The 24317-nt window shown below is 71.4% G+C and carries 19 protein-coding genes; 11 read left to right on the top strand and 8 right to left on the bottom strand.

Annotation, left to right across the window (positions count from 1 at the left end; all coding sequences use genetic code 11):
* Positions 1-43 precede the first annotated feature (43 nt).
* The 5 genes from ACGFWE_RS22990 to ACGFWE_RS22970 all read right to left on the bottom strand — a co-directional run bounded on the left by ACGFWE_RS22990 (position 44) and on the right by ACGFWE_RS22970 (position 4890).
* Positions 44-814, bottom strand: a complete 771-nt coding sequence (locus ACGFWE_RS22990) for a cupin (RefSeq protein ID WP_393601332.1) — start codon at positions 812-814, stop codon at positions 44-46.
* Positions 790-1716, bottom strand: a complete 927-nt coding sequence (locus ACGFWE_RS22985; protein ID WP_393601330.1) for a PmoA family protein — start codon at positions 1714-1716, stop codon at positions 790-792. Before ACGFWE_RS22985 ends, ACGFWE_RS22990 begins: the two co-directional genes overlap by 25 nt.
* Positions 1713-2825 carry a Gfo/Idh/MocA family protein gene (locus ACGFWE_RS22980; protein ID WP_393601328.1) on the bottom strand — a complete coding sequence of 371 codons (1113 nt, stop codon included), beginning with the start codon at positions 2823-2825 and terminating at the stop codon, positions 1713-1715. The genes ACGFWE_RS22985 and ACGFWE_RS22980 overlap by 4 nt, the downstream gene beginning before the upstream one ends.
* Positions 2826-2992: 167 nt before the next feature.
* The gene (locus tag ACGFWE_RS22975) at positions 2993-3610 is read right to left on the bottom strand and encodes a TOPRIM nucleotidyl transferase/hydrolase domain-containing protein (protein ID WP_352386377.1); all 618 of its coding nucleotides are present in this window, start codon (positions 3608-3610) and stop codon (positions 2993-2995) included.
* A 494-nt stretch (positions 3611-4104) separates the two neighbouring features.
* Positions 4105-4890 (bottom strand): class I SAM-dependent methyltransferase, encoded by a 786-nt coding sequence (locus ACGFWE_RS22970; RefSeq protein ID WP_393601326.1) that lies wholly within the window; start codon positions 4888-4890, stop codon positions 4105-4107.
* Between the two features lie 159 nt (positions 4891-5049).
* Here ACGFWE_RS22970 and ACGFWE_RS22965 point away from each other — a divergent pair, with 159 nt between their 5' ends.
* The 5 genes from ACGFWE_RS22965 (at position 5050) to ACGFWE_RS22945 (ending at position 11033) form a co-directional block, all read left to right on the top strand.
* The gene (locus ACGFWE_RS22965) at positions 5050-6255 is read left to right on the top strand and encodes a sensor histidine kinase (RefSeq protein ID WP_352386381.1); all 1206 of its coding nucleotides are present in this window, start codon (positions 5050-5052) and stop codon (positions 6253-6255) included.
* The gene (locus tag ACGFWE_RS22960; RefSeq protein WP_393601324.1) at positions 6252-6899 is read left to right on the top strand and encodes a response regulator; all 648 of its coding nucleotides are present in this window, start codon (positions 6252-6254) and stop codon (positions 6897-6899) included. The genes ACGFWE_RS22965 and ACGFWE_RS22960 overlap by 4 nt, the downstream gene beginning before the upstream one ends.
* 161 nt (positions 6900-7060) lie before the next feature.
* Positions 7061-8200 (top strand): GNAT family N-acetyltransferase, encoded by a 1140-nt coding sequence (locus ACGFWE_RS22955; protein WP_393601322.1) that lies wholly within the window; start codon positions 7061-7063, stop codon positions 8198-8200.
* 81 nt (positions 8201-8281) lie between these two features.
* Positions 8282-9511 carry a DegT/DnrJ/EryC1/StrS family aminotransferase gene (locus tag ACGFWE_RS22950; RefSeq protein ID WP_393601320.1) on the top strand — a complete coding sequence of 410 codons (1230 nt, stop codon included), beginning with the start codon at positions 8282-8284 and terminating at the stop codon, positions 9509-9511.
* A gap of 76 nt (positions 9512-9587) precedes the next feature.
* Complete coding sequence (locus ACGFWE_RS22945; protein WP_352386389.1) at positions 9588-11033, top strand: glyceraldehyde-3-phosphate dehydrogenase; 1446 nt, start codon at positions 9588-9590, stop codon at positions 11031-11033.
* Between the two features lie 82 nt (positions 11034-11115).
* On the opposite strand, the gene ACGFWE_RS22940 is transcribed toward ACGFWE_RS22945, so the two are convergent.
* Positions 11116-11313: a hypothetical protein gene (locus ACGFWE_RS22940; RefSeq protein ID WP_352386390.1), complete on the bottom strand. Its 198-nt coding sequence runs from the start codon at positions 11311-11313 to the stop codon at positions 11116-11118.
* 354 nt (positions 11314-11667) lie between these two features.
* On the opposite strand from ACGFWE_RS22940, the gene ACGFWE_RS22935 reads away from it, so the two are divergent.
* Positions 11668-12693 (top strand): LacI family DNA-binding transcriptional regulator, encoded by a 1026-nt coding sequence (locus tag ACGFWE_RS22935; RefSeq protein WP_393601970.1) that lies wholly within the window; start codon positions 11668-11670, stop codon positions 12691-12693.
* On the opposite strand, the gene ACGFWE_RS22930 is transcribed toward ACGFWE_RS22935, so the two are convergent.
* Positions 12676-16638 (bottom strand): glycosyl hydrolase, encoded by a 3963-nt coding sequence (locus ACGFWE_RS22930; RefSeq protein ID WP_393601317.1) that lies wholly within the window; start codon positions 16636-16638, stop codon positions 12676-12678. The genes ACGFWE_RS22935 and ACGFWE_RS22930 overlap by 18 nt on opposite strands.
* A 239-nt stretch (positions 16639-16877) precedes the next feature.
* Here ACGFWE_RS22930 and ACGFWE_RS22925 point away from each other — a divergent pair, with 239 nt between their 5' ends.
* The gene (locus tag ACGFWE_RS22925; RefSeq protein WP_352386393.1) at positions 16878-18161 is read left to right on the top strand and encodes an MFS transporter; all 1284 of its coding nucleotides are present in this window, start codon (positions 16878-16880) and stop codon (positions 18159-18161) included.
* Positions 18162-18185: 24 nt separating this feature from the next.
* Positions 18186-19658 carry an arabinose isomerase gene (locus ACGFWE_RS22920; protein ID WP_393601315.1) on the top strand — a complete coding sequence of 491 codons (1473 nt, stop codon included), beginning with the start codon at positions 18186-18188 and terminating at the stop codon, positions 19656-19658.
* Between the two features lie 6 nt (positions 19659-19664).
* Here ACGFWE_RS22920 and ACGFWE_RS22915 read toward each other — a convergent pair whose 3' ends face one another.
* Positions 19665-20375 carry a FadR/GntR family transcriptional regulator gene (locus ACGFWE_RS22915; protein WP_393601313.1) on the bottom strand — a complete coding sequence of 237 codons (711 nt, stop codon included), beginning with the start codon at positions 20373-20375 and terminating at the stop codon, positions 19665-19667.
* Between the two features lie 288 nt (positions 20376-20663).
* Here ACGFWE_RS22915 and ACGFWE_RS22910 point away from each other — a divergent pair, with 288 nt between their 5' ends.
* The 3 genes from ACGFWE_RS22910 to ACGFWE_RS22900 are packed head-to-tail and all read left to right on the top strand — an operon-like array spanning position 20664 to position 24316.
* Positions 20664-21560, top strand: a complete 897-nt coding sequence (locus tag ACGFWE_RS22910) for a proline iminopeptidase-family hydrolase (protein WP_352386399.1) — start codon at positions 20664-20666, stop codon at positions 21558-21560.
* Positions 21561-21581: 21 nt separating this feature from the next.
* On the top strand, positions 21582-23303 hold the full coding sequence (locus ACGFWE_RS22905; RefSeq protein WP_393601310.1) for an ABC transporter substrate-binding protein: 1722 nt from the start codon (positions 21582-21584) through the stop codon (positions 23301-23303).
* On the top strand, positions 23300-24316 hold the full coding sequence (locus tag ACGFWE_RS22900; protein ID WP_393601308.1) for an ABC transporter permease: 1017 nt from the start codon (positions 23300-23302) through the stop codon (positions 24314-24316). Before ACGFWE_RS22905 ends, ACGFWE_RS22900 begins: the two co-directional genes overlap by 4 nt.
* Position 24317 lies beyond the last annotated feature (1 nt).

The following is a 24317-nucleotide window of genomic DNA, read 5'->3' as shown; positions in this document are numbered from 1 at the left end:
CTTTCTACGGCCCCCCTCGGAACTCCCCCCAGAACAACCGGTGTTACTCGCCCGGGGACGGCAGTGTCGTCCCCGGCAGGTTGTACTCGTCGCGTCTGCCGCACATCCCGAAGCCCCCGAGCCGGGTCGGCGCGGCCTCATGAGCGGTCGCCTCGCCGAGGTACGACGGTTCCCCGGACGCCAGTGCGTCGAGCTGGGCGCCGGTGCGCTCGGCGGTGGCCAGGGCGCCGGCCTGCCACAGCTCGCGCCAGTGGGGCACCTTGTCCCGCACCAGGCGGGCGGCGGCCCGCTGGAACTCCAGGTACAGGCCGTTGTCGCCGTCGGCCAGCGCCTCACGCAGCCCGAGGTAGCCCTCGACGGCGAGGTCCCTGCGGCGCCGGGCGGCGGCGGCCGTGTCCGGACCGGTGCCGGGCGGGAGCCGGGCCGCCTCGGCGTACCGCGCGGGGTCGGCGAGCACCTCGGGCGGGAAGGTGAAGACGGCGTCCCCGGCCTCGGGCAGGCCGCTGTTCTGCATCAGTACGGTGATGCGCAGATCGCCGCCCTGGACCATGCGGTGCACGGTGCCGGGTGTGAACCAGGCGATCGAGCCGGGCTCCAGGGGGATCTCGCGGTATCCGTCGGGGCTCAGGGTCTGCACCGCACCCAGGCCGCCCGTGACGACGTACGCCTCCGTGCACACCAGGTGCAGATGCGGGCTGCCGCCGCAGACGCCGTCGGCGGCCTCCCAGTCGTAGGCGCTGAGGTGGGACAGGCCCACGGCGCCCGGCAGCGGGTGGGGAAGGCCGGGCTTCACCAGGACAGGCCTTCCAGACACGAGGACACGCGTTCCTCGTCCCAGGCTCCGTCGGCCACGACCAGCCGGTAGCGGTACGCGAAGGACTCCCCCGACGGCAGCTCGAACTCCTCGAAGAACGCCCAGGAGAACGCGACCGTCGGGAAGGGCTGGGAGCGTACGAACCAGTGCGACTCGTGGATCGTGTGCCGCGGGTCGAGGTTCTCGGGGGCGTGCGCGAAGACGAGCGTGGAGTGGGCGTCCACGTCGTCGTGTTCGGTGGTGAAGGCCAGCCAGGGGCTCTGGCTGCCCATCAGCTTGTCCGCGTCGCCGTCCGTGTCCGGGCCGAAGACCGCGCCGCCGGTGAAGTCGCGGGGGCCGCGCCACTGGAGTCCGGTGTAGCCGGCCATGTCACGGCCCGCGGTGGTGGGGGAACCGAAGGCGAGCGGCTCGGCGCGCAGATTGGTGAGCCGGATCGACCAGTCGAGCGCCCAGGAGCCGGTGGCCTCGTCGACCGAGTGCACGGCCAGGCCGCGCTCCTCGCGGGCCCACTCCGCGCCGCCGTTCTCCACCCAGGTCAGCGCCTCGGTGACGTCCAGTCGGTCCTCGGAGACCGTGAACCCGGTGAAGCCGTCGTGCCGCATGGAGCCGACGCGCTCCGGCAGGGGCAGATAACCCTGGCCGTGGACATAGCAGTTGCCGCCCCAGAAGTTCTGCCCCGAGAGATGACTCGCCGTCATCTGCAGGCCCTTGTGCCAGCGGTGGTCGTTGGGACGGTAGCCGGTCACCGTGCGTCCGCCGAGGGTGCGCACCGGATGGGCGTAGGGCTTCTTGGCCTCGAAGGCCTCGGGGTCGGGTCGGTAGACGTAGCGGAGGATCTCCGTGCCGTTCGCCGCCTCGACGGCGATGTGCTCGCCGTGGACGTGGCTGACGCGGATGCTCATGCGCGCTCCTTGGGGGCCCAGTGGGGGTGGTCGCCGTGCATGGCCGGGTAGAAGGGGTCACCCGGCGCGATCTCGCCCGCCCGCACGGGCCGCCCCGTGAAAGCGGACTTGTAGAGCGCGGCGGCGAACTCGAGGGTGGCACGCGCGTCGGCGCCGCTGCCGGGGGGCCTGACACCGTTGTCGTACGCGTCGAGGAGCGCGCCGAGCTGGGCGGTGTGCGAACTGGGCACGTCGGCGGCGGGCGTGCGCCAGGCGTCGACGCGGTCGGCGGCCACGTGGGGGGCGGGCGTGTAGGTCCAGTCCTCGTTGCGGTGCCCGTACAGATGGGTGAGTTCGACGGTCGCGTCGGCGCAGTCGATGCGGATGCGGCTCACCTCGTCGGGTGACAGCACACTGTTGACGACGGTGGCGAGGGCGCCGTTCTCGAACCGGACGAGGGCCGTGGAGACGTCCTCGCTCTCGGTGTCGTGGACCAGGCGGGCCGCCATCGCGCGGATCTCCGCCCACGGGCCGAGCAGATGCAGGAGAAGGTCGTACTGGTGGATGCCGTGGCCCATGGTGGGGCCGCCGCCCTCGCTGGCCCAGGTGCCGCGCCAGGGTACGGCGTAGTAGGCGGCGTCACGGTGCCAGGTGGTCTGGCAGTGCGCGACCCGGGGGGCACCCAGCTCGCCGCTCATGATGAGCTCGCGCGCGTGGGCGGCGCCGGAGCCGTAGCGGTGCTGGAAGACCACGGAGGCGTAGGCGCCGGACGCCTCCTCGGCCGCGGCGATCTCGTCGTACTCGGCGAGCGACAGGGTCAGCGGCTTCTCGCACAGCACCCAGGCACCCGCCTTGAGGGCCGCCACCGTCTGCTCCCGGTGCAGTGAGGGCGGGGTGCCGATGAGGACCAGGTCGGGGCGTACGGCGTCCAGCATCCCGGCCATCGAGGTGTACCCGGCGACCTCGCCGCCCGCGAGTTCCCGGAAGGCGTCGAGCCGGCCCTGGTCCACGTCGACGGCGGCGACCAGTTCTGTGCGCTCGGCGTGGGCCCTGAGCGCGGGCAGATGGCTGCCGCTGACGATGGCGCCGGTGCCGACGACGGCTACGCGGCGGCGGGCTGGGCGGGGCATACGGGTCCTCCTCGGACGTCCGGCAAGGGGACGCTGACGTGCGGGGAAAGCGCTTGCTCCCCGGAGTCGACCCTAGATCCCCGGCGATTGTCCTAACAAGACCCCGGGCGGTGATATCGGTGACCACGCCACGCACACAACTCGGAGATCCCGGGCGGAGAGCCCGGTCAGAGAGCGGCGAAGAGGTCGTCGAGCGGGGCGGGTACGCGGTCGGGGTCGAGGGCCTCGACGAGGACGCGGCCGTAGTGGATCTTGCGGCCCTTCTTGGTGCCGAGGAAGCGCCGCAGTTGCTGCTGTGGGGCGCGGCCCCGCTGGGCGGGCTGGGACAGGAAGGTCTGCAGGGGCCGCAGGTCGCCCTCCTCGCGCACGAGTTCCGTCACCCGTGGCACACCCAGCGCGCGGATCAGCTCGTCCTCGAGGTCCGCCGCGCAGACGAAGTACCCCTCCGGTGCCGCGCCGGCCCGCTCCCAGCCCCGGTCGTAGAAGGGCCGCTCCCGCTCGTCGCACAGGCCCGTCAGGCGCAGGCCCAGGCCGGACGGGCCGAGCAGGTGGGCGAAGCGTCCTACGCTCATCGCCCCGCCCATCGCCAGGACGCAGAGCCCCTCGGCGGCCAGGTCCCGGTCCCGGCTCGCGGCGAGCGCGTCGACCGCCGCCACGTCGCTCGGTCCTTCGAGCAGGACGACGGTCCGGACGGACAGTCGGGCGGCCAGCTCGCGTGCCGGGTCGCCCGGACCACCGGCCGCCCACGCCGTGACCGCGTCCCGGAACTCCCCCATGTCGTCCATGGCACGAGTCTGTGCCCTCACCGGCCCCGACGGTAGGCAATTTCCCCCGGCCGACCGCCTCCCCGGCTCGCCACTCCGTGCGGGGGCTTTTCCCTGTCACCCATGAACCGGGCTCACAGCCGGTGTTACTCGGCCGCGACCGCGTCCCGGAACTCCGTGGGCGCGGTCCCTGGCGCTCACCGGCTCGCCGCCCGTGCGGGGGTGCCTCCCAACCGCCCGTGAACCGCAATCCCAGCCGGTGCCGCTCCGCCGTGACCGCGTCCCGGCCCCCCCTTCAGCCACGGAAGCATCCTGCGCGGACCTACCCCCCCCCCGCCCGTAGGCGCGCGCAGGTTCGCCTGCCCGTGCGGGGGGGGGAGGCTCCCAACCGCCCGTGAACCGGGCCCACAGCCGGTGGCGCTCCAGCGTGACCGCGTTTCAGAACTCCCCACGTCGGCCACGGAACCGACCTGCGCGGACTACCCGCCCCGGCCGTAGGCGCATTCCCCAGGCGCTCACCGGGCCACGTCCCCGTGCGTCACGCGGATCTTGGACTGGCCGTGCGGGAGTTTCTCCCAGTCGTGCATGAAACGGGCGCGCAGTCCGTGCTTCTCGGCCAGGGACACGAGTGTCTCGACGCGGTAGTAGAAGTCCTCCCGGAGCACATGGTGTTCCTCGCCCTCGGTGCGGTCGAAGGTGAAGTCGAACCAGCCGCCCGGTGCGAGGACCCGGCCGACATGGGCCAGGCACTCCTCGATCACCGGCAGCGGTGAGTGCGAGAAGACGCTGTGCGCGTGGACGACGTCGAAGTGCGCGTCCGGCAGGAAGCGCAGCGTCAGGTCGCGGACCGGGGTCAGGTTCGGCAGCCGCTTCTGGAGGGACATCTCGGCGATCGTGTCCTGCGCGGCGAAGAGGATGTCGGGCGAGATGTCGATGCCGTGGTAGTGGCCCGGCTCCAGATGGCGGATGAAGCGCCAGCCGCCGCGCAGGTTGCCGCAGCCGATCTCCAGCATGCGGTGTTCGGGCCGCAGACCGTGGCCGAGCAGGTAGTCGAACTGCATCGCGCCGAGCGCCAGCCAGCGTTCCCGGCTGCGGCTGCCGACGGCCGCGTCCGGGTCGGCGCGGGTGTCCGAGCGCATCACGGCACGGTAGTAGGAGATGTGGTCCGGGTGCCGGCGGCGCAGCCACAGGTCGCGGGCGGCGCGGGCCAGATGGCGGGGCACGCGGCCCGGGTGGCGCAGGGCGTAGCCGACACGGTGGCCGAGGGTGGCGCGGTTGGCGGTGAGGTTCTTGGCGGGCATCGGGAGCCTTTCGGAGGTCTTCGCTCTGCTGCCAAGCCTCGGTGCGTCGGGCGGGCCTCCGGCTCGGTCAACAGGCTTTCGCCCCGGGGAGGTTCGGGTGACCGGCATGTCAGCCGATCGGCTGATGCGGCTGGGCGTCCGGCACGTTAGACACGGAACATGAACCACACCGATCCGGACGAGCGCTGGCTGGGCGCGGTCGTGCACGGCGCGTTCTTCGTGCTGCTCGGCTCGTCGTTCGTCCGCTTCCTGAGCCGCGACCAGGGCGGGGCACGCGCCGGCTGGACGGTGGCGCTGTTCGCCTTCTTCTGTGTGCTGTACGTCCTCGGACATCTGCTGGCCCCGCCGCCCCGCCCGGGACTGCCGCCCACCCGGCGTCATCTGGTGTGGCTGGGCTCGGCCACCGGCGTCTGGGGCGTCCTGCTCGTGCTCGCGCCGAGCGCCACCTGGTGTGTGATGCCCCTGCTGTTCGCCGGACTGCACGCCCTGCCGCCGAGGATCGCGGTTCCGGCGGCGGCCGTGCTCACCGCGCTGGTCGTGCTCTCGGAGATACGGGTGGCCGACGGGCCGCTCAACCCGAACATGGTCGTGGCGCCGCCCGCCGTCGCCGCGGTCGCCACCGCCGTACTCGTGCATCTGCAACGGCAGGGCGCCCGGCAGCGCGTGCTGATCGAGGATCTGGTGCGCACCCGGCACGAACTCGCCGCCACCGAGCGGCGGGCCGGTGTCCTGGCGGAGCGGCAGCGGCTGTCCGCGGAGATCCACGACACCCTCGCGCAGGAGTTGTCCAGTCAGCGGATGCTGCTCCAGGCCGCCGATCGGGTGTGGGGGACCGATCAAAGGGCTGCTCGGGAGCACGTCACGGCGGCGGCGGAGATCACCTCGCGCAGCATCGCCGAGGCCCGCCGCTTCGTGCACGACCTGGCCCCGGCCGACCTCGCGGAGCGTTCCCTCACACAAGCCCTCGGCGAACTCGCCCGGCGCGCGAGCGGCCCGGGGCTGACCGTGGAGTTCCGGCTCGACGGGGACCAGGGGCCGCTGCCGGAGCGGGTCGCGGCGGCGCTGCTGCGGATCGCCCAGGGCGCGCTGGCCAACGTACGGGAGCATGCGGCGGCGACCCGGGCCGCGCTCACGCTGACGTGGCTGGAGGACCAGGTCTCGCTGGACATCGCCGACAACGGGCGGGGATTCGAGCAGACCGCCGAACCGGAGGCGTTCGGATCGACTACGCGTGGGCACGGGCTTCCCGCCATGCGGATCCGGGCCCGCCAGGCCGGCGGCTCGCTCACCGTGGAGTCCACGCCGGGAGAGGGCACCGTGGTGTCCGCCGCCGTCCCGCTCGTCGTCAAGGAGCCCGCCCTGTGAGCACGTTGCCGCCCTCCTCGCCCGTCCGGCTCCTGCTCTGCGACGACCATGCCGTCGTACGCGCCGGACTGCGCGCCCTGCTCTCCAGCGCGGACGGCATCGACGTGGTCGGGGAGGCCGCGACCGGCGAGGAGGCGCTCGCCATGGCGGCCCACCTGAACCCCGATGTCGTACTGATGGATCTTCAACTGGACGACGGCATGGACGGGGTGACGGCCACCCGGCGGTTGACAGCGGGAGGCTCTCCAGGTCCCCGCGTGCTGGTGCTCACCATGTTCGACACCGACGCCGACATCACCCGGGCCATCGAGGCGGGCGCCACCGGCTATCTCCTCAAGGCGGAACAGCCCGAGGAACTGTTCTCCGCCATCCGTGACGCGGCGTCGGGCCGCAGCACGCTGTCCGCCCCGGTGGCCGACCGGCTGCTCACCCGGCTGCGCAGCCCGCGCCCGGCCCTGTCCGCCCGCGAGCACGAGATCCTCGCCCAACTCGCCCGTGGCCTCGGCAACCGGGAGATCGCCCGGGCCCTGTTCATCAGCGAGGCGACGGTGAAGACCCATCTGGGACGGATCTACGGCAAGTTGGGGGTCGAGACCCGGGCGGGCGCGGTGGCCGTCGCCAAGGAGCGACGGCTGCTGCCGTGACCGGCGGCGGGAACCGGGGACGTCCGATCCGCACTCTTCCGTTACGGCATGCACTCTTGACAGCATGCGTACTGTTTGGCGACGTTTGATCCTTGCCGGCACTTCGACCGGCGGGACGCGGACGCCGCGTCGTGGGGGGAAACTGGGGGGAACGGTCGCCCATGCGATCCATGAGCAGTGATACGGACATATCCATCCACAGACCCGAGGAACTCGCCGCCTCGCTCCGCACGGCCTGGCACCGGGCGATGGACGAGTCGCCCGAGTACGCCAACCCGTTCCTGGCGCCGGAGTTCGCGGCCGGGATCGGCAGACACCGCGGCGGCGCCCGGGTGGCCGTACTGCACCAGCGCGGCGAGGCCGTGGGCTTCCTCCCGTACGAACGGGGCGCCTTGGGCGTCGGCCGGGCCATCGGGCTCGGACTGTCCGACTGCCAGGGCCTCGTGCACCGCCCCGGGGTCACCTGGGACACCCCGGCCCTGCTGAAGGCATGCCGGCTCTCGGTGTTCGAGTTCGACCACCTCGTCGAGGAGCAGCAGCCCTTCGCCCCCTACGTCACCGGGATGTTCGCCTCCCCGGTGATCGATCTGAAGGTCGGCAGCGACAGTTACCCGGAGTGGCTGCGCGGGGCGTACCCGGGGCTCGCCAAGACGACCCTGAAGAAGGAGCGCCGGCTCACCCGCGACCTGGGCGAGCTGCGGTTCGTCTTCGACGAGCGCGACCCGGGTGCGCTGCGCACGCTGATGCGGTGGAAGTCGGCCCAGTACCGCAGGACGGGCCGGATGGACCGGTTCGCGCGACCGTGGATCGTGCACCTCGTGGAGGACCTCTTCCAGGTCCGCGAGGAGCACTTCACCGGGGTCCTGTCGGTGGTGTACGCCGGTGACCGGCCGGTGGCCGCCCACTTCGGGCCGACCTCGCGCACGGTGTTCGCCCCCTGGTTCACCGCGTACGACCCCGAGCTGCGCTACTACTCCCCCGGCCTGATCATGCACCTGCGGATGGCGGAGGCGGCGGGCCGGCGCGGGGCCCGGCTCATGGACATGGGGCGCGGCGACAAGGAGTGGAAGGACTGGCTCAAGACCCGCGAGCTGCGCGTGGCGGAAGGATTCGCCACCCGTCCCCACCCGGTCGCGACGGCACACCGCCTGTGGCGCCGCCCGGTACGGGGTCTGCGCAACACGGTCAACGCCCACCCGGCCCTGCGTCAACCCGCCGACCGCCTCCTGAAGACGGTCGGCACCCTGCGCACGTCCGGGCACCGCTCGGACTCCGACCGCGCGGGCCCGCCGGCGAGCTGAGGCTGTCGGCTCAACTTCCCCCAGCGGGCGCGTTGTTCTCCTTCAGGGCCCTTTCCTGGCCCATCGACACAAGGGGTGCCGATGCCGTACGGCTCGCGGCTGGCCGCGACGATGACCCGGCGACTGGGACGCGAATGCGTCTACACGCCCTCGGCCCGGCTGGCCCTGTACCTGGCGCTCCGGCGCTGGTGCCGGCCGGGCGCGCGGGTGCTGATGTCACCGGTGAACGACGATGTGATCCTCTTCGTGGTCCTCGCGGCCGGGCTGCGCCCCGTGCAGGCGCCCGTGTCCGTGTGGGACGGCAACATCGACCCGGCCGCCGTGCCGGAGTCGACCTGGCGCAACGTGGACGCGGTCCTGACCACCAACCTGTACGGCGTGCCCGACCGGGTGCTCGAACTGCGGCGCCGCTGCGATCAGTTGGGGATCCCGCTGTTCGAGGACGCGGCGCACGCGATCGGCAGTCATGTGGACGGGCAGCCGGTCGGGACCTTCGGCAGGGCGGCGGCCTTCAGCCTGTCCAAGCACGTGGCCGGGATGGCGGGCGGTTTTCTCGCCGTCGAGGACGCGCGCACCCGCCGGGAGCTGGAGCTGCTGCGGGACGACCTGCTGACCCCCGGCCGATTGCGGGAGGACCTGACCACCACCCTGCGCCCGCTGGCCCGGTCCGCCGTCCGCTCGCTCCATCTGGTGCGCCCGGTGTGGCGGACCATGGAGCGGCTCGGGCTGATGGAGCGCGACGCGTTCCGGATGGACCTGCACGCACCGCGGCTCGCTGCCTCCGCCCGGGAGGCACCGAGCCTGACCGCCTACGAGCGGTGGGTCCGGGTCGATCTGCACGGCTACCGCTCCCGGCACGGCTCGCTGGTCCGCGGCCAGCTGAGCCTGCGGATGGCCCGGCTCGACGAGGACCTGGCCCGGCGCAGGGCCGGGGTGGCCCTGCTGGCGGGCACGCCGTGGGTCTCGCCGGCGCTGCGCGACCGGACGGTGCACGACGGGCCCCTGCCCCTGTTCCGGGTGCCGCTCCTGGTCCACGACCGCGACTCCCTTGTCCAGCGGCTGGTACGGCACGACGTGGTCTGCGGCTACATCTACGACCCGCCGCTGGACGACTACGCGGGCGCGGAGTTCGTCGAGCCCTCCCCCGACCCGGCGCCCGCCCGCTGGTTCGCCGCACACACGCTGCCGGCCGATCCGCTGCTGGCCCGCAGGATCGTGGCCGCGTTCACGAAGGAACGGGTGGCCGACGCACACCCCTCGCTGCTGCGGCCGGTCCCGGACGCCGCACCGCCGCGGCTGCTGGGCCAGTGAGCCGTGACACCCCGCCGATCGATCACCACATCAGGGGGTTAGCATATGAGCGCCGCCTAGCTCGAAAGAGAATTCTGTGACTGTCAAGGACGACTCGTTCACCGACTGGAAGAACCGCGAGGAGATCGCGGAATCGATGATCCCGATGATCGGGAGGCTGCACCGGGAGCGGGATGTAACGGTTCTCCTGCACAGCCGTTCCCTGGTGAACAAGTCGGTGGTCAGCATCCTCAAGACCCATCGGTTCGCCCGGCAGATCGCCGGCGAGGAGCTCTCCGTCACCGACACCCTGCCCTTCGTCCAGGCCCTCACCACGCTGGACCTCGGCCCCTCGCAGATCGACATCGGCCGACTGGCCGAGATCTACCAGGCCGACGACCGCGGCCTGTCGGTGGCCGAGTTCACCGCCGAAGCCGTGGCCGGCGCGACGGGCGGCAACAAGATCGACCGCCGTGAGCCGCGGGACGTCGTCCTCTACGGCTTCGGCCGCATCGGCCGCCTGGTGGCCCGGCTGCTGATCGAGAAGGCGGGCTCCGGCAACGGCCTCCGGCTGCGCGCCATCGTGGTCCGCGGGGGCGGCGACCAGGACATCATCAAGCGCGCCTCGCTGCTGCGCCGGGACTCCATCCACGGCCAGTTCCAGGGCACGATCACCGTCGACGAGGCCGAGAGCGCGATCATCGCCAACGGCAACACCATCAAGGTGATCTACGCGAACGACCCGTCCGAGGTCGACTACACGGCGTACGGCATCAAGAACGCGATCCTCATCGACAACACCGGCAAGTGGCGTGACCGCGAGGGTCTCTCGCAGCACCTGCGCCCCGGTATCGACAAGGTGGTGCTGACGGCGCCGGGCAAGGGCGACGTCCCCAACATCGTGCACGGCGTCAACCACGACACGATCAAGCCGGACGAGCAGATCCTGTCCTGCGCGTCCTGCACCACCAACGCGATCGTGCCGCCGCTGAAGGCGATGGCCGACGAGTACGGCGTGCTGCGCGGCCATGTGGAGACGGTCCACTCGTTCACCAACGACCAGAACCTGCTGGACAACTACCACAAGGCCGACCGCCGGGGCCGTTCGGCGCCGCTCAACATGGTCATCACGGAGACGGGCGCCGCCTCCGCCGTCGCCAAGGCGCTGCCCGACCTCAAGGCGCCGATCACCGGCAGCTCGATCCGGGTCCCGGTGCCGGACGTCTCCATCGCGATCCTGAGTCTGCGCCTGGGCCGTGAGACCACCCGCGAGGAGGTCCTCGACCACCTCCGGGACGTCTCGCTGACCTCCCCGCTCAAGCGCCAGATCGACTTCACCACGGCCCCCGACGCGGTCTCCAGTGACTTCATCGGCTCGCGCCACTCCTCGATCGTCGACGCCGGCGCCACCAAGGTCGACGGGGACAACGCGATCCTCTACCTCTGGTACGACAACGAGTTCGGCTACTCCTGCCAGGTGGTCCGGGTCGTACAGCATGTGACCGGCGTGGAGTACCCGACCTATCCGGCGCCGGCGGTCTGACCCGTCCGTCGCGTGTGTCACCGACCGTCCGACCACGACGGGCCCCGGATCGGACGATCCGGGGCCCGTGGCAGGTGTGCGGTCAGTTCACGCCGACGTGCGCGGTGACGCCGAGCGCGACGCCCTCGGCGGAGACGAGGGCGCCGGCGTCGGCGCAGACCTCGAGGTGCGCCACGCGCAGGTGGAGACCGGCAGCGGTCGCGGCGGTGACGCCACCGGAGACGTTGTCCAGGTCGGCGTCGCTGAGCTCGGCGGCCTCGATGTGGGGGGTGACGTTCATGGCGCGCGGTTCCTTTCGCATGAGCAATCCTCGAGGAGGGGGGACACCGGATGGAAGCACGCCGGACATGGACACGGCCACTCAACCGACCGCGTCTCACGGCACGTTCCGGTCGCCGCCTTCACCGGTGTCGCCACACGGTCACCCAACACACCCGTTTCTTCACAGGATTTGCAGGAGCAGGGTCCCGGTCCGGTGCGGCCATGGCCACTCTTCGGTTTCCGCGTGACCGAGGGGTGAACGGTGTGCAGGTTCACCGGATTTTCGATGCGCCTCGCTCCTGGCCCCTGGGACGGAAAACGTTTTATACGCGACCGGGGTAGACTTGCGTCGCCCATGGGGAGCAGCGAGGGGGTGGACGTCATATCGGTTCGCCCCGCCCGTATCCAGGACGTCGCGGCCGCCGCCGGGGTCTCGGTCTCCACGGTGTCGAACGTCCTGAACCGGCCCGAGCGGGTCAACGCGCGCACTGCCGAGCGGGTCCGCGTCGCGGTCGCCGCGCTCGACTACGTCCCCCATCCGGGGGCCGCCGGTCTGCGCACCGGCCACTCGTCGTCGATCGGCCTGGTGCTGCCGGACGTGGCCAACTCCTTCTACTCGCGCGTCGCGCGCGGCGCCGCGGACGCGGCGTACGAACACGGCTACTCCCTCGTCCTGTGCGACAGCGGGGACGCGCCGGAGCGCGAGCAGGGCTACTTCACGATGCTCGTCGAACAGCGGGCGGTCGGCGCGGTGGTGGTCCCGCTCAGCGCCGACCCCACACGCCTGTCGCGGCTGCGCGAGCGCGGCATCCCGCTGGTGCTGGCGGACCGCGCGATGCCCGCCCAGGAGGGCTGTTCGGTCTCCGTGGACGACATCGCCGGCGGCCGCATCGCCGTGCAGCACCTCCTGGACCGCGGGGCCCGCGACATCCTCGTGGTGAACGGCGAGCGCACGATCCGTCAGTGTGCCGACCGCTACCAGGGCGCCCGTCAGGCCGTGCGCACCCGGCGCGAGGCCCGCCTCGGCCAGGTCGTCGCCGAGGAGATGACGGTGGCGTACGGCAGCGAGATCGCCCACGGCCTCGACGAGCTGCCCGACGGCGTGTTCTGCACCAACGACTTCCTCGCGGCGGGCCTGTGCCGGGCGCTGGGCGAGCGCGGTGTGAAGGTCCCGGAGGACGTACAGGTGGTCGGCTACGGCGACCTGGACATCGCGAGCATCGTGGGCACACCCCTGACGACGGTCCGCCAGCCGGTCGAGGAACTCGGCCGGGCGGCCGTCGAGATGCTCCTGGACGAGGTGGAGGCCCGCGCCGAACACGCCCATGAGGCAAGGGTGTTCGCGCCGGGACTGGTCCTGCGGGACTCCACGCGGACTTCCTCAGACGCGCCTTTCTAGCCGCACCGGCCCCAGCAGTCCCGAGGGAAGCTGGGAGGGAAAGGCCCAGGCGGTCGGCGTGGCCTCGGCGAGGTACGGGGCCAGGGTGTTGTGGACGGTCACTTCGAGGCGGACGGTACGCCCGGCGGTGCCGCTCAGTTCGAAGCGGTACGGCGCGCAGAACGCCTCGCCGACGGGCTCGCCGTCGACACACACCTCGACACTGCCGCGCACCCGCCCCAGATCCAGCACCGGGTCCGGCCCGGCCGGCACCTCCAGCGTCCGGGCGTAGGTCACGCCCCCGCTCCAGCCGCCCAGGCCCAGCTCGCCCCACTCCCCCAGCGGCAGGGGCGCCGGTACCGTGCGCACCCGTACGGGTCCCCGCCAGGCGGAGCCACCGCGCAGAAAGGCCGTAGGGGCGGTGACGACTTCACACTCGGCCGCCTTGCCGAGTGGCCGGTCCAGCGTCAACTCATCCTCGACGAGGGACAGTTCGCGGCCGCCGTCGATCCTCACCCGCGCGGGAAGCTCCAGGGGCAGGTCGAGTGACACGGTCCCCGCCGGCAGGGTGAACCGGAAGCGCTGCCCGGCCTCCCGGAGCTCGTCGGTGGACCTCAGCGGCAGTACGGCGGAGCCGAGCACCGGGGCGCCGGCCAGCCACTCGGCCCCGGGCAGCGGGTGGGGCCGTACCGCGGCGGCACAGTGCTGCAACTCCCCCCAGCGGCCCTCGTGTTCGACGGTCCGCCCGTGCCACTCCCCCGTCCGGGCTTCCCAACCCGGGCCGCTCACCAGGGCGGTCGTGCCCGCCACGAGGTCGACGTAGATCCCGTCCCGCGCGTCGGTGCTGTCGACCACCAGGTCAAGGACGTGATCGCCGCCGGTCGGCGTCAGTTCGTGCCGGAAGAACGCGGGGACCGCGCCCCAGTCGGACTCGTAGTACTCGACCTTCTCCTGCCGGGCCACGACGGCTCCGTCCAGCAGGACGGTCACGCCCACCGCGGCCCCCACGACGAGGACCGCCGCCGCTCCCCGGTCCGGGGCGGTGATCCGGCCGCGGTAGGTCACGCTGCCGTCCGGTCGTACGCCGTCGGGCAGGCGCATGAACAGCGGGCGCGGCGCGAACCCGTCCGGGCGGGACAGACAGAAGTAGCTGCCCAGCGGGGTGTCGGCGGCACCCGAGATGGTCTGTGGCCGGTCCTGGGCGTCGGACAGTTCGTACTCCAGCACGTTGCGGGCCCGTCCGACCTCCACCCGGGCCGACGCCAGATAGCCGCCGCCGCTTTCCAGCAAAGCGCCGTTCCACCACACGCGTTTGACCGCCGCCGCGCCGACATGCAGGTCGGCAGGTCCGCGGTGGTCGGTCTCCACGACGGCCCTGACCCGGGCGACCGTCCCGCTCACGGGCACCGGAACCCGCACGAACTCCTCCGGCACCAGGCCCTTGTTGCCGAGCAGACCGTCGGGGTCCGGAATGCCACGACTCGACGAGTACAGCGAGACATCCCAGTCCGCCGGAGCCAACTCCCGTTCCCCGGCGAGGACTTCTTCGACGGCGGCACTGTCCAGAGGCGCCGGCGCCTGCGCGCGGGCCACGGGCGCCAGGACGCGGACCCGGTTGCCGTAGGTGGCCCGTACCGGCTCCCAGGAGGCTTCGGTCTCGGTCCACCGCATGGTCCAGATCTGCGGTTCGGCCAGGGCGGATCCGGCGGGCAGGGCCAGGTCGCCCCAGGTGTTGTCCATGGTGGGAGCGAGACGGCCCTCCCAGCCGGTCGACAGGTCGACGGACTCCGTCGGCCCCGCGGACGGCGGGGGTACGTCGTCCGCCGGAGGGCCTTCGCGCCATACGACGAGGACGGCGGGGGCGCCCTCCAGCGGCACCTCGATGGTCGAGACGCCGTCGGTGACGGTGACGTGTCCGGGGCGGCGGGTGCCGGTCGCCGGGTTCCAGATCTCGGCCTCGGCGACCGGGGCCCGCACGGTGACGGAGGAGGTGCGGGCGTAGCGGGCGGGGTCGATCTCGTGGTGGTCCCCCGGCGGATGCGTCCGGGCGTCGGGGAACGCCCCGGTGACCAGCGCGACCGCCGCGTCGCCCTTCCTCCTGACGAGCAGCGGCACCTGGCCCGTCGCGTATCCGGCGGGGTCGGCCACCGCCGCGGCACCGGCCTCGGCGTCGGCCACCCGCTCCAGGCGCGGATGCTCCAGCAGCGCGGCCACGACGGAGTCGTCGCCGGCGAGCCCGGCCGCCCGTGTCGGAGGGCGGCCGACGACCACGACCCGTCCTCCGGCGTCGAGGAGTTCGGCCAGCCGGCGGGCCGTCTCGTGCTCCAGGACGCTCGCCGAGGGCAGCAGCACCGCGGTGTACGCCAGATCCCTGAGGCGCAGGGCCCCGTCGCCGGCCTTGGCGCCCTGGATCGAGGCGTCGTCGATGACGTCGAAGGAGACGCGGTGGCGGTCGAGGGCTCCGACGGCGGGCCTGAGCCAGTTGTTGGTGCCGCACAGCTCCAGGTAGTGGCGCTGGGTCTCGTCGACATCGGCGTGGGCCTCGCCGAGGCGGCCGTCGCCGAAGTGCTGGACGGGGGCGTCGAGGGGGATGAGGGACTGCATGGTGGCGGTGGGGTGCAGAACCGCGACGTCGGCGCTGTAGGTGCCCCACGACAGGATCGAGCAGATCCGGGCGACGGCCCGGGAGAAGGCGGGGTACTGCCGCCAGTAGGGCTGGCGCCAGTCGGTGGACGGCGGCGCCCACTCGAACCAGCCGCCCGCGGTGCCGAAGTAACTGGCGTGCGGGTTGTAGAGGTTGGCCCCGCTGCGCAGGAACGGCAGCAGCCAGTCGTAGGTCTCCTCCAGGGTGCCGCCCCAGCCGGAGGAGTGGAACGACTCGATCCAGACGCGCTCGTGGCCGTAGAGGTGGGCCATGGAGGAGTGGACCTTGGCGTCGCCGTGATGGTCGCTGCCGGCGGCGCTGTACCAGCGGTGGGTGCGGAAGTAGTCCGTGTAGAGCTGCGTCGACTGGGCGGGGAAGCCGGAGCGGGCGGGGTGGCTCTGGTCGCAGCCCAGGAGCAGGCCGCGCTCCTCGTGCCAGGCGGCGAGGGGGCGGAAGAGGGCCTCTTCGGTGAGTTCGGCGCGGACGGCGTAGTAGTCGGCGCGGATCCTGCCTGCCCGGTCGGAGTCGTCCCCCGTGAAGAGGGCGGGGAGGTGGTCGAGGAGGTCGTAGCCGCGCCGGGAGCGGAACTCCTCGGGGAAGCGGCCGGTCCAGGAGTTGGTGGCGGGCAGCTCGTCCTGGAAGCTGCCGGCGATGACGTTGCCCAGGTGGTCGGGTACGCGGCGGTCGTACTCGTGGTGGATGGCGTCGAACAGGAGACCGACGGCTCCGGGGTTCAGATAGTCGAAGGCCGTGGGGACGGCGAGGACCAGGCGTACCTCGGTGCCGTCGGGGGCCTCGATCCGTGGCGGTCCCGCAGAGCCGGCGGGGCCGGGCCGCCCCGACGCCGGAGCGGTGACCGACAGGCGTGCGCCCGTGCCGTCGTACGCGCCCAGCAGTGTCTCCGTGCCCTTCAGCGCGACCGTGCCGCCGGTGACGACCGCCCGGCGCGAGCGCAGGGCGCGGCCCGCCGCCTCGGGGTGCCGGCGGGTGATGCCGCCCTGGACGTTGGCGCCGGAGAAGCCGATCTGGTCGTAGAACCACAGGCGCGTGCCCAGGTCCCCGGCGATCTCGCAGGCGTCCTGGAAGCGGGCCCACCACTCCTCGCCGAACCAGACCGGGTCGTCGGTGCGGGCGCCGAAGGTCGGGCCGGCCGGTGCGAGGTTGATCACCACGAGGTTGTGGACGCCGCCGTCCGCGAACCGGCGCAGCTGCCAGGCCAGACGGTCACGGGTGACCTTCGCGCCGGACCACCACCACAGCGGGGTGGGGCCGAAGTCCCGGGGCGGGTTGTCGAACAGCTGTCGCAGGGCTGGAGAGATCACGGATGGGTCCTTCCGAGTACGGCCCGGACACTCTCACGGATCAAAAACGTTTTACGTCAGCCTCACCGTAGGACACCCCCACGGCCCCCACCAGAGCTGCGGGGCCGTCAGGTAGTTTCCACGGATGGCCGCATGACGTCTTGTTGGAACGTTTTTACCCTCCTATAGTCGCTGGACATCGGCCGAGAACAGCGACGTCCCCCTCCGCTCGGACCCCTCTCCCCAGACGGAGCCGCATCATGGCCCGAACCTCGCCTGCCCCGAACCAGCCGGAACCGCCCATCGAGAAGCGCCTGTGGAAGGTCGCGACCCTCTCCGGCATGGCGTCCTACCTGGATGCCGCACTCATCGTCAGCATCGGTGTCAACCTGGCCATCTACCGCGACGCCTACGACATGGGCGTCTGGATGGCCGGCGCCATCAGCGCGATCGTCACCATCTGCATCGCGGTCGGCTCCCTGGTCGGCGGACGTCTCGCCGACGTCTTCGGCCGCCGCCGCCTCTACAACCTGGACATCCTCTGTTACGCCGTCGGGGCGATCGTCATCACGCTGGCGCCCGACGACATCACCCTGTTGGTGGGTGTCCTGCTCGCCGGTCTCGCGGCCGGTGCCGACCTGCCGACGTCCCTTGCCGTGGTCTCGGACGCGTCCCCCGACCACGCCCGGGGACGGCTCATCGCCTTCACACAGGTCATGTGGATGCTGGGCATCATCGTCGTGGTCTTCGTCGGCTTCGCCCTGTCGGACACCGGCATGCTCGGGGCCCGCCTCATCACCGGCCATCTGGCGGTGGCCGCGCTGGTCACCTGGCATCTGCGCTCCCGGCTGGAACTGGCCACCGGGCCGGATCCGGAGCAGGACCAGGTCCCGGCCGAGCAGGGTGTCGCGCTGAAGAACGTCTGGACCCGGGCCGCTCTGGTGCCGATGCTCGCGACCTTCGCCTTCTACGTCACCTGGGGTCTGGGCGCCAACACCATGGGCCAGTTCACGACGTATCTGCTGGTCACCGTCAGCGGGGCCTCGCAGAGCGTGGCGACCGGCATCAATCTCGCCTGTCTCCCGATCGGTCTGGTGCTGACGCTCGCCTTCGTCAAGATCGCCGACGGCCCGCGGCGCGACCGGATGTTCTACATCGCCACGGTCGTGCAGATCGCGGCCTTCGCGATCGCCTCGCTCACCGTGGGCGCCATCGTCGGCTTCCTCGTCTTCTACATCCTCTACCAGCTGTCCTATCCCTTCGCGGGCGAGGCCAACTACAAGGTGTGGTCGCAGCTGACGCTGCCCGCGGAGACCCGGGGCACCACGCAGGGGATCACCTACGCCGTCTCACGCGGGGTCTTCGCGGGCGTCGCGTTCGTCACGCCCGCGCTCCTCGACCGGAGCCCCAGTCTGCTGCTCTGGGTGATCACCGGCTGCATGGCGCTGTCGGCCGTCGCGGGTCTCTACATCGTGCGTGTCCTCGTTCCCCGCTCGTCCGCGGCCGCCAGCGCGCCGGCGGACCTGAAGGTCGCGCAGGCCTGAACCGAATCCGAAGGAGCGCCGACCATGGCGACGACCGAATCCACCACGACGTACGCCGGTGAACGGGAGGCCGGTCTGGGCGAGTTGCTCCCGCCCGTGACCCGGCGCCGCCCGCGGATCGGGCTGGTCTCCGGCGGGCTCGGCACGTACTGGCCGCAGTTCCCCGGACTGCTGCCCCAGCTGAAGGAGTCGGCGGCCTATGTCGCCGAGCGGCTGGGGCAGTTGGACGCCGAGGTGACGGACGCCGGGTTCGTCTCCGACGCACAGGAGGGCGCGGCCGCCGCCGAACGGCTCCGGCAGGTGGACTGCGATCTGATCGTGCTGTTCCTGACGACCTATCTGACCTCGTCGATGGTGCTGCCGATCGCGCAGCGCACGCACACACCGGTGCTGGTCGTCGACCTCCAGCCGTCCGAGCGGATGGACCACGCCTCCTTCGACACCGGCGACTGGCTGGCGTACTGCTCGCAGTGCTCGGTGCCGGAGGTCGGCAACGTCTTCCGCCGGGCCGGTATCCCCTTCCGGTCGGTGTCGGGCTGGCTGCGGCAGGAGGCGGCGTGGCGGCGCATCGAGCGGTGGGTGCGGGCCGCGCACGTCCGGGCCGCGCTCCGGCACGCCCGGCACGGACTCATGGGGCATGTGTATCCCGGGATGCTCGACGTGCAGACCGATCCGACGCTGCTGTCGGCGACGTTCGGCTCGCACGTCGAGGTGCTGGAGTTCGACGATCTGCGGCACCGGGTGGAGAAGGTGACCGAGGCTCAGACCCGGGAGCGGGTGGAGCTCGCCCGGCGCATCTTCACCGTCGACGACAGCGTGGTCGACGAGGACTTCGCGTGGGGCGCGACCGTGTCGGTGGCTCTCGACCGGCTGGTGGAGGACTTCGGCCTCGACACCCTCGCGTACTACCACCGGGGGCTCGACGGCGAGCAGCACGAGCGGCTGGGCGCGGGCATGATCCTGGGTGCCTCGCTGCTCACCGCCCGGGGTGTGCCCGCGGCCGGCGAGTTCGAACTGCGCACGAGTCTGGCCCAGTTGGCCTCGCAGAGCGTCGGTGCCGGGGGCTCCTTCACGGAGATCCAGGCGCTGAACTTCGAGGACGGGGTGGTGGAGATGGGCCATGACGGACCCGCCCACCTCGCGCTGAGCGCCCGGGACCCGCTGCTGCGCGGCCTCGGTGTCTATCACGGCAAGCGCGGCTGGGGTGTCAGCGTGGAGTTCGACGTCCGGCACGGCCCGGTGACCCTGCTGGGCCTCGGCCAGGACGCCGACGGCAGCCTGTCGTTCATCACCTCCGAGGGCACGGTCGTCCCCGGGCCGCTGCTGGAGATCGGCAACACCACCAGCAGGGTCGACTTCGGCCGGGACCCCGGTGAATGGGTGGACGCGTGGAGCGCGACGGGGGTCGGGCACCACTGGTCGCTGGCGGTGGGTCACCACGGCGCCGATTTCGGGGCCGCGGCGAGTCTGCTGGGGATCGATCACCGGGAGGTGTAGCCCAGGTCAGGAAGGTTCGGCCGCCCGTACCCGGGCCAGGACCTCCCGGATCATGTCGGCGCTGATCATGAAGTGCTCCCGGGCTATCCCCTCGGCGCGCTCCGGCTCGCCCGCCGCGACGGCCTCGTAGAGCGCCGTGTGCCCGTGACCGGCCCGTTCATGGTGGGAGCGCTCGCCTTGCCCCCAGGGTTCGACCGGGAAGCCCAGACTGACCCTGGTCAGCAGGTCCCTGCTGAGCCGGTCGATCTGCGGATTGTGGGTGGCCGCGCAGACAGCCCGGTGGAACGCGCTGTCGGCGGCCTGCTCCTCACGGGGTGTGGCGGCGGAGAGATGCGCCGTCAGGGCCACGCGCATCGGCTCCAGGTCCTCGGGGCGCCGGCGCCGGGCGGCCGTCGCGGCCACCATGCCCTCCACCAGCCCGCGCAGGTCGAAGAGTTGCTCGAACTCCTCCCAGCGGGGCAGCAGCGTACGGCGGACCGCGGCGCCGGAGGACTCGGTCCAGCTGTCGCGGACGAAGGCTCCGCCGTTGCGGCCCCGGCGGATCTCGATGACGCCCAGGGCCTGGAGGCGTGCGACCGCCTCGCGCACGGTGGGGCGGCTGACGTGCAGCAGTGCGGTGAGCTCGCGTTCGGCGGGCAGCCGCTCGCCGGGCAGGAAGTCTCCGACGGCGATCGCGGTGAGCAGCCGGTCGGCGACCTCGTCGACCGCCGAGTTCACCCGGACCGGACGCAGCGAGGACGACGGACTGTCGCCGCGAAGGACACGGTCGAGAACGCGAGAGAACTCGTCAGCGGGTTCAGGTGCGGATGTCAGTTGTCCTCCTGCGAGTCGCCGTTCCTGTAAACGCGCGCGGGCCACGTGAACCCGCTGTTACTTCTTGCCCTCACCCCGTTAAAAGGTCTTGTGGACTGACCTTTTGCCCGCTCACTATCGCATCCATCCGTCACACCCCAACGATTTGCAGACAGCGGTCGGCTGGTTCCGACCGGTCTGGGAGGCTTCCGCGTGGCGATCCCCGAACCGAACCACACCGGAACCGTCGACTTCAACGGCCATTCCACCTGGTACCGGATCACGGGCGAACCGGGCAGGACACCCCTGGTGGTCCTGCACGGCGGGCCCGGCGCCGGCCACCACTACACGCTCAGCATCGCGGGCATCTCCGAGCAGGGCCGCCCCGTGATCCACTACGACCAGCTCGGCACCGGGTTCTCCACCCATCTGCCCGGCAGGGGCGCCGACTTCTGGACCGTCCAGCTCTTCCTCGACGAACTCGACAACCTGCTCGGCAAGTTGGGCGTCGCCGACGGCTACCACATCCTGGGCCAGTCCTGGGGCGGCATGCTCGCCGCCGAGCACGCGGTACGCCGCCCGCCCGGGCTGCGGGGACTGGTCATCGCCAACTCCCCGGCGTCCATGCAGCTGTGGCTCAAGGCGGCCGCCGAACTGCGCGCCGAGCTCCCCGAGGAGGTCCAGCACACCCTGCACGCCCACGAGGCGGCCGGGACCACGGACCACCCCGACTACCGGGCGGCCGAACAGGTCTTCAACGAGCGTCATGTGTGCCGTCTGACACCCAACCCACCCGAGGTGCAGGCCACTTGGGACAACATCGCGGCCGATCCGACCGTGTACCACACGATGAACGGCCCGAACGAGTTCCATGTCGTCGGCACCCTCAAGGACTGGTCGGTCATCGACCGGCTCCACCTGGTCGAGGTGCCGACCCTGCTGGTGTCCGGGCGCTTCGACGAGGCGACTCCCGAGACGCTCCGTCCCTTCGCCGACCGCATCCCCGATGTGCGCTGGCACATGTTCGAGCATTCGAGCCACATGCCGCACGTCGAGGAGGAGGACCTCTACCTCCGGGTCGTCGGCGAGTTCCTCGACTCCACCGACTGACCGACCCGGGAGTTCCCAGCCATGTCCCGCACCTCCAGACGGGGCGCGCTCGCCGCCGCCACCGTAGCCCTCACGCTCACCGCGGCCGCCTGTTCGTCCTCCTCCGACCCGGGCTCCTCCTCCGGCCCGAGCACATCCACCTCCGGGTCCTCCGCCTTCCAGGCCCAGCACAAGGGCGGCACCCTGAAGCTCGTCGCCCACGCGGCCGCGGGCAGCTTCGACCCGCAGGTCAACTACACGCTCCAGTACTGGCAGTTGTTCCAGTCGATGTACGACGGGCTGCTCGCCTTCAAGAAGGTCGATGGGCAGGAGTCCTTCACCGTGGTCCCCGACCTGGCCACGGCCATGCCGAAGGTGACGAACGGCGGCAAGACCTACACCTTCACCCTCCGCAAGGGCGTCACCTTCTCCAACGGCAAGGCCCTGACCACCGACGACGTGGTGGCGTCCTTCCAGCGCATCTTCAAGGTCTCCAGCCCCACCGCGGGAACCTTCTACAACGGCATCGTCGGCGCCGACGCCTGTCTGAAGACGCCGGCGTCCTGCACCCTGTCCAAGGGCGTGATCGGTGACGCCAAGGCCAGCACGGTCACCATCAACCTGACGGCCGCGGATCCCGAGTTCGAGTACAAGCTGGCCGTCCCGCACGCCGTCGTCGTACCGAAGGACTCGCCGACGAAGGACGCCGGGACCAGGCCGCTGCCGTCGACCGGGCCGTACATGGCGGCGTCGTACGACCCCAACCGGGCGCTCAAGCTGGTCCGCAACCCCCACTTCAAGGAGTGGTCGCGTCAGGCGGAGCCGCAGGGTTACCCCGACGCCATCGACTACACCTTCGGCCAGACCGTCGAGTCCGAGGTGACCGCCATCGAGAACGGCCAGGCGGACTGGATGTACGACGCGCCGCCCGCCGACCGTCTCAACGAGATCGGCACCAAGTACGCCTCGCAGGCGCATGTGAACCCGCTGACGGCGTTCTGGTACGCGACGCTCAACGTCAACATTGCTCCGTTCAACAACAAGTCGGCGCGTCAGGCGATCAACTGGGCCGTGGACCGGTCCGCCGTGGTGCGGCTGTACGGCGGCACCAACCTCGCCTCTCCCGCGTGCACGGTCCTGCCGCCCGGCTTCCCCGGGCACATCGAATCGTGTGCCTACACCAAGGGCGGCGGTACGACCTGGAAGGCCGCCGACCTCGCCAAGGCCAAGGCGCTGGTCAAGCAGTCCGGCACCGCGGGGCAGGAGGTCGGCATCGTCGTCCAGGACGACGACGTCAACAAGTCGATCGGGCAGTACCTGCAGAGCCTGCTCACCCAGCTCGGCTACAAGGCGACCCTCAAGCCGCTGTCGGGGAACATCCAGTTCACCTACATCCAGAACACCAAGAACAAGGTGCAACTCGCCCTGACGTCCTGGTACCAGGACTATCCCGCGGCCTCCGACTTCCTCAACGTGCTGCTCTCCTGCGCGAGTTACCACCCGGGCAGCGATTCCAGCATCAACATCTCGGGGTTCTGCGACAAGGGCGTCGACGCGAAGATGCAGGCGGCGCTGAAGACCTCGCAGACCGACAAGGCGGGTGCCGACAGGCAGTGGGGCGCGATCGACCAGACGGTCATGGGCCAGTCGCCGGTGGTACCGCTGATCAACCCGAAGCTGATCGACTTCACGTCGACGCGGGTCGGCAACTACCGGTTCAGCAAGCAGTTCTACATGCTGGTCGGGCAGTTGTGGGTGAAGTGACCCTCTCCCCGTCGCCAGGGGCCCGGCGCTCGCCGGGCCCCTGGCGGACCGCCGCCGGCGACCTGCTGCACAACAGGACGGCCCTGGCCGCCGCCGCGGTGCTGCTCCTCGTCGTGCTGGCGAGCCTGTGCGCCCCGCTCTACGCGGACCACATCGCCCACACGGACCCCTTCCAGTCCCATGTCTCCGGCACCACGGTCGTGGACGGAAAGACCGTGCCGGTGCTCACTCCGAGCAGCACCGGCCTCGGCCTCGGTGTCACCCCGATCGGCCCGACCTGGGACCCCTCCCACTACTTCCTCGGCGCCGACAACCAGGGCCGGGACGTGCTGGCCCGGCTGCTGTACGGCGGCCGTACGAGCCTGTTCATCGGGTTCACGGCGGCGCTGCTGACCTGCGTCGTGGGTACGGCCGTGGGGGTCGTCGCCGGGTACGCGGGCGGGGTCGTGGACGCCGTCATCTCGCGGGTCCTGGACGTCGTCTGGGCGTTCCCGGTGTATCTGCTGGCCATCTGTCTGTCGGTGGTGCTGCTCACCAACGGTCTGAAGCTGGGCCCCGTCACCGTCGACGCGGGAAGTCTCTGGCTGCCCGTCACGATCATCGCGGCGATCTATGTGCCGTACATCGCACGGCCGTTGCGCGGTCAGGTGCTGGTGCTGCGCAACAAGGAGTACATCCAGGCGGCCGTCGGCTCCGGCGCGCCCACCCGGCGCATCCTGCGCCGGGAGGTGCTGCCGAACGTGGTGCCGACGGCGATCGTGTTCGTCCCGCTGATGACCGCGCTCGCCATGCTCACCGAGTCGGCGCTGTCCTTCCTGTCCGTCGGCGTCCAGCCACCCGACGCCAGCTGGGGCACGATCATCGAGGACGGCCTGGGGCTCCTCTACACCCGGCCCGCCGTGACCATCGCGCCCGGTCTGCTGATCGCCCTGACCACGGCCGCGCTCAACGTCCTCGGCGACGGGGTGCGCGACGCGCTCGACCCGAGCGCCCGGCTGCGCGGAGGGGTGTGAC

Source organism: Streptomyces sp. NPDC048523 (genome assembly GCF_043199815.1).
In the GTDB taxonomy this organism is placed as follows: Bacteria; Actinomycetota; Actinomycetes; order Streptomycetales; family Streptomycetaceae; genus Streptomyces.
The sequence above is the reverse complement of the archived record's forward strand: the minus strand, read 5'-3'. Positions and strand labels throughout refer to the sequence as shown.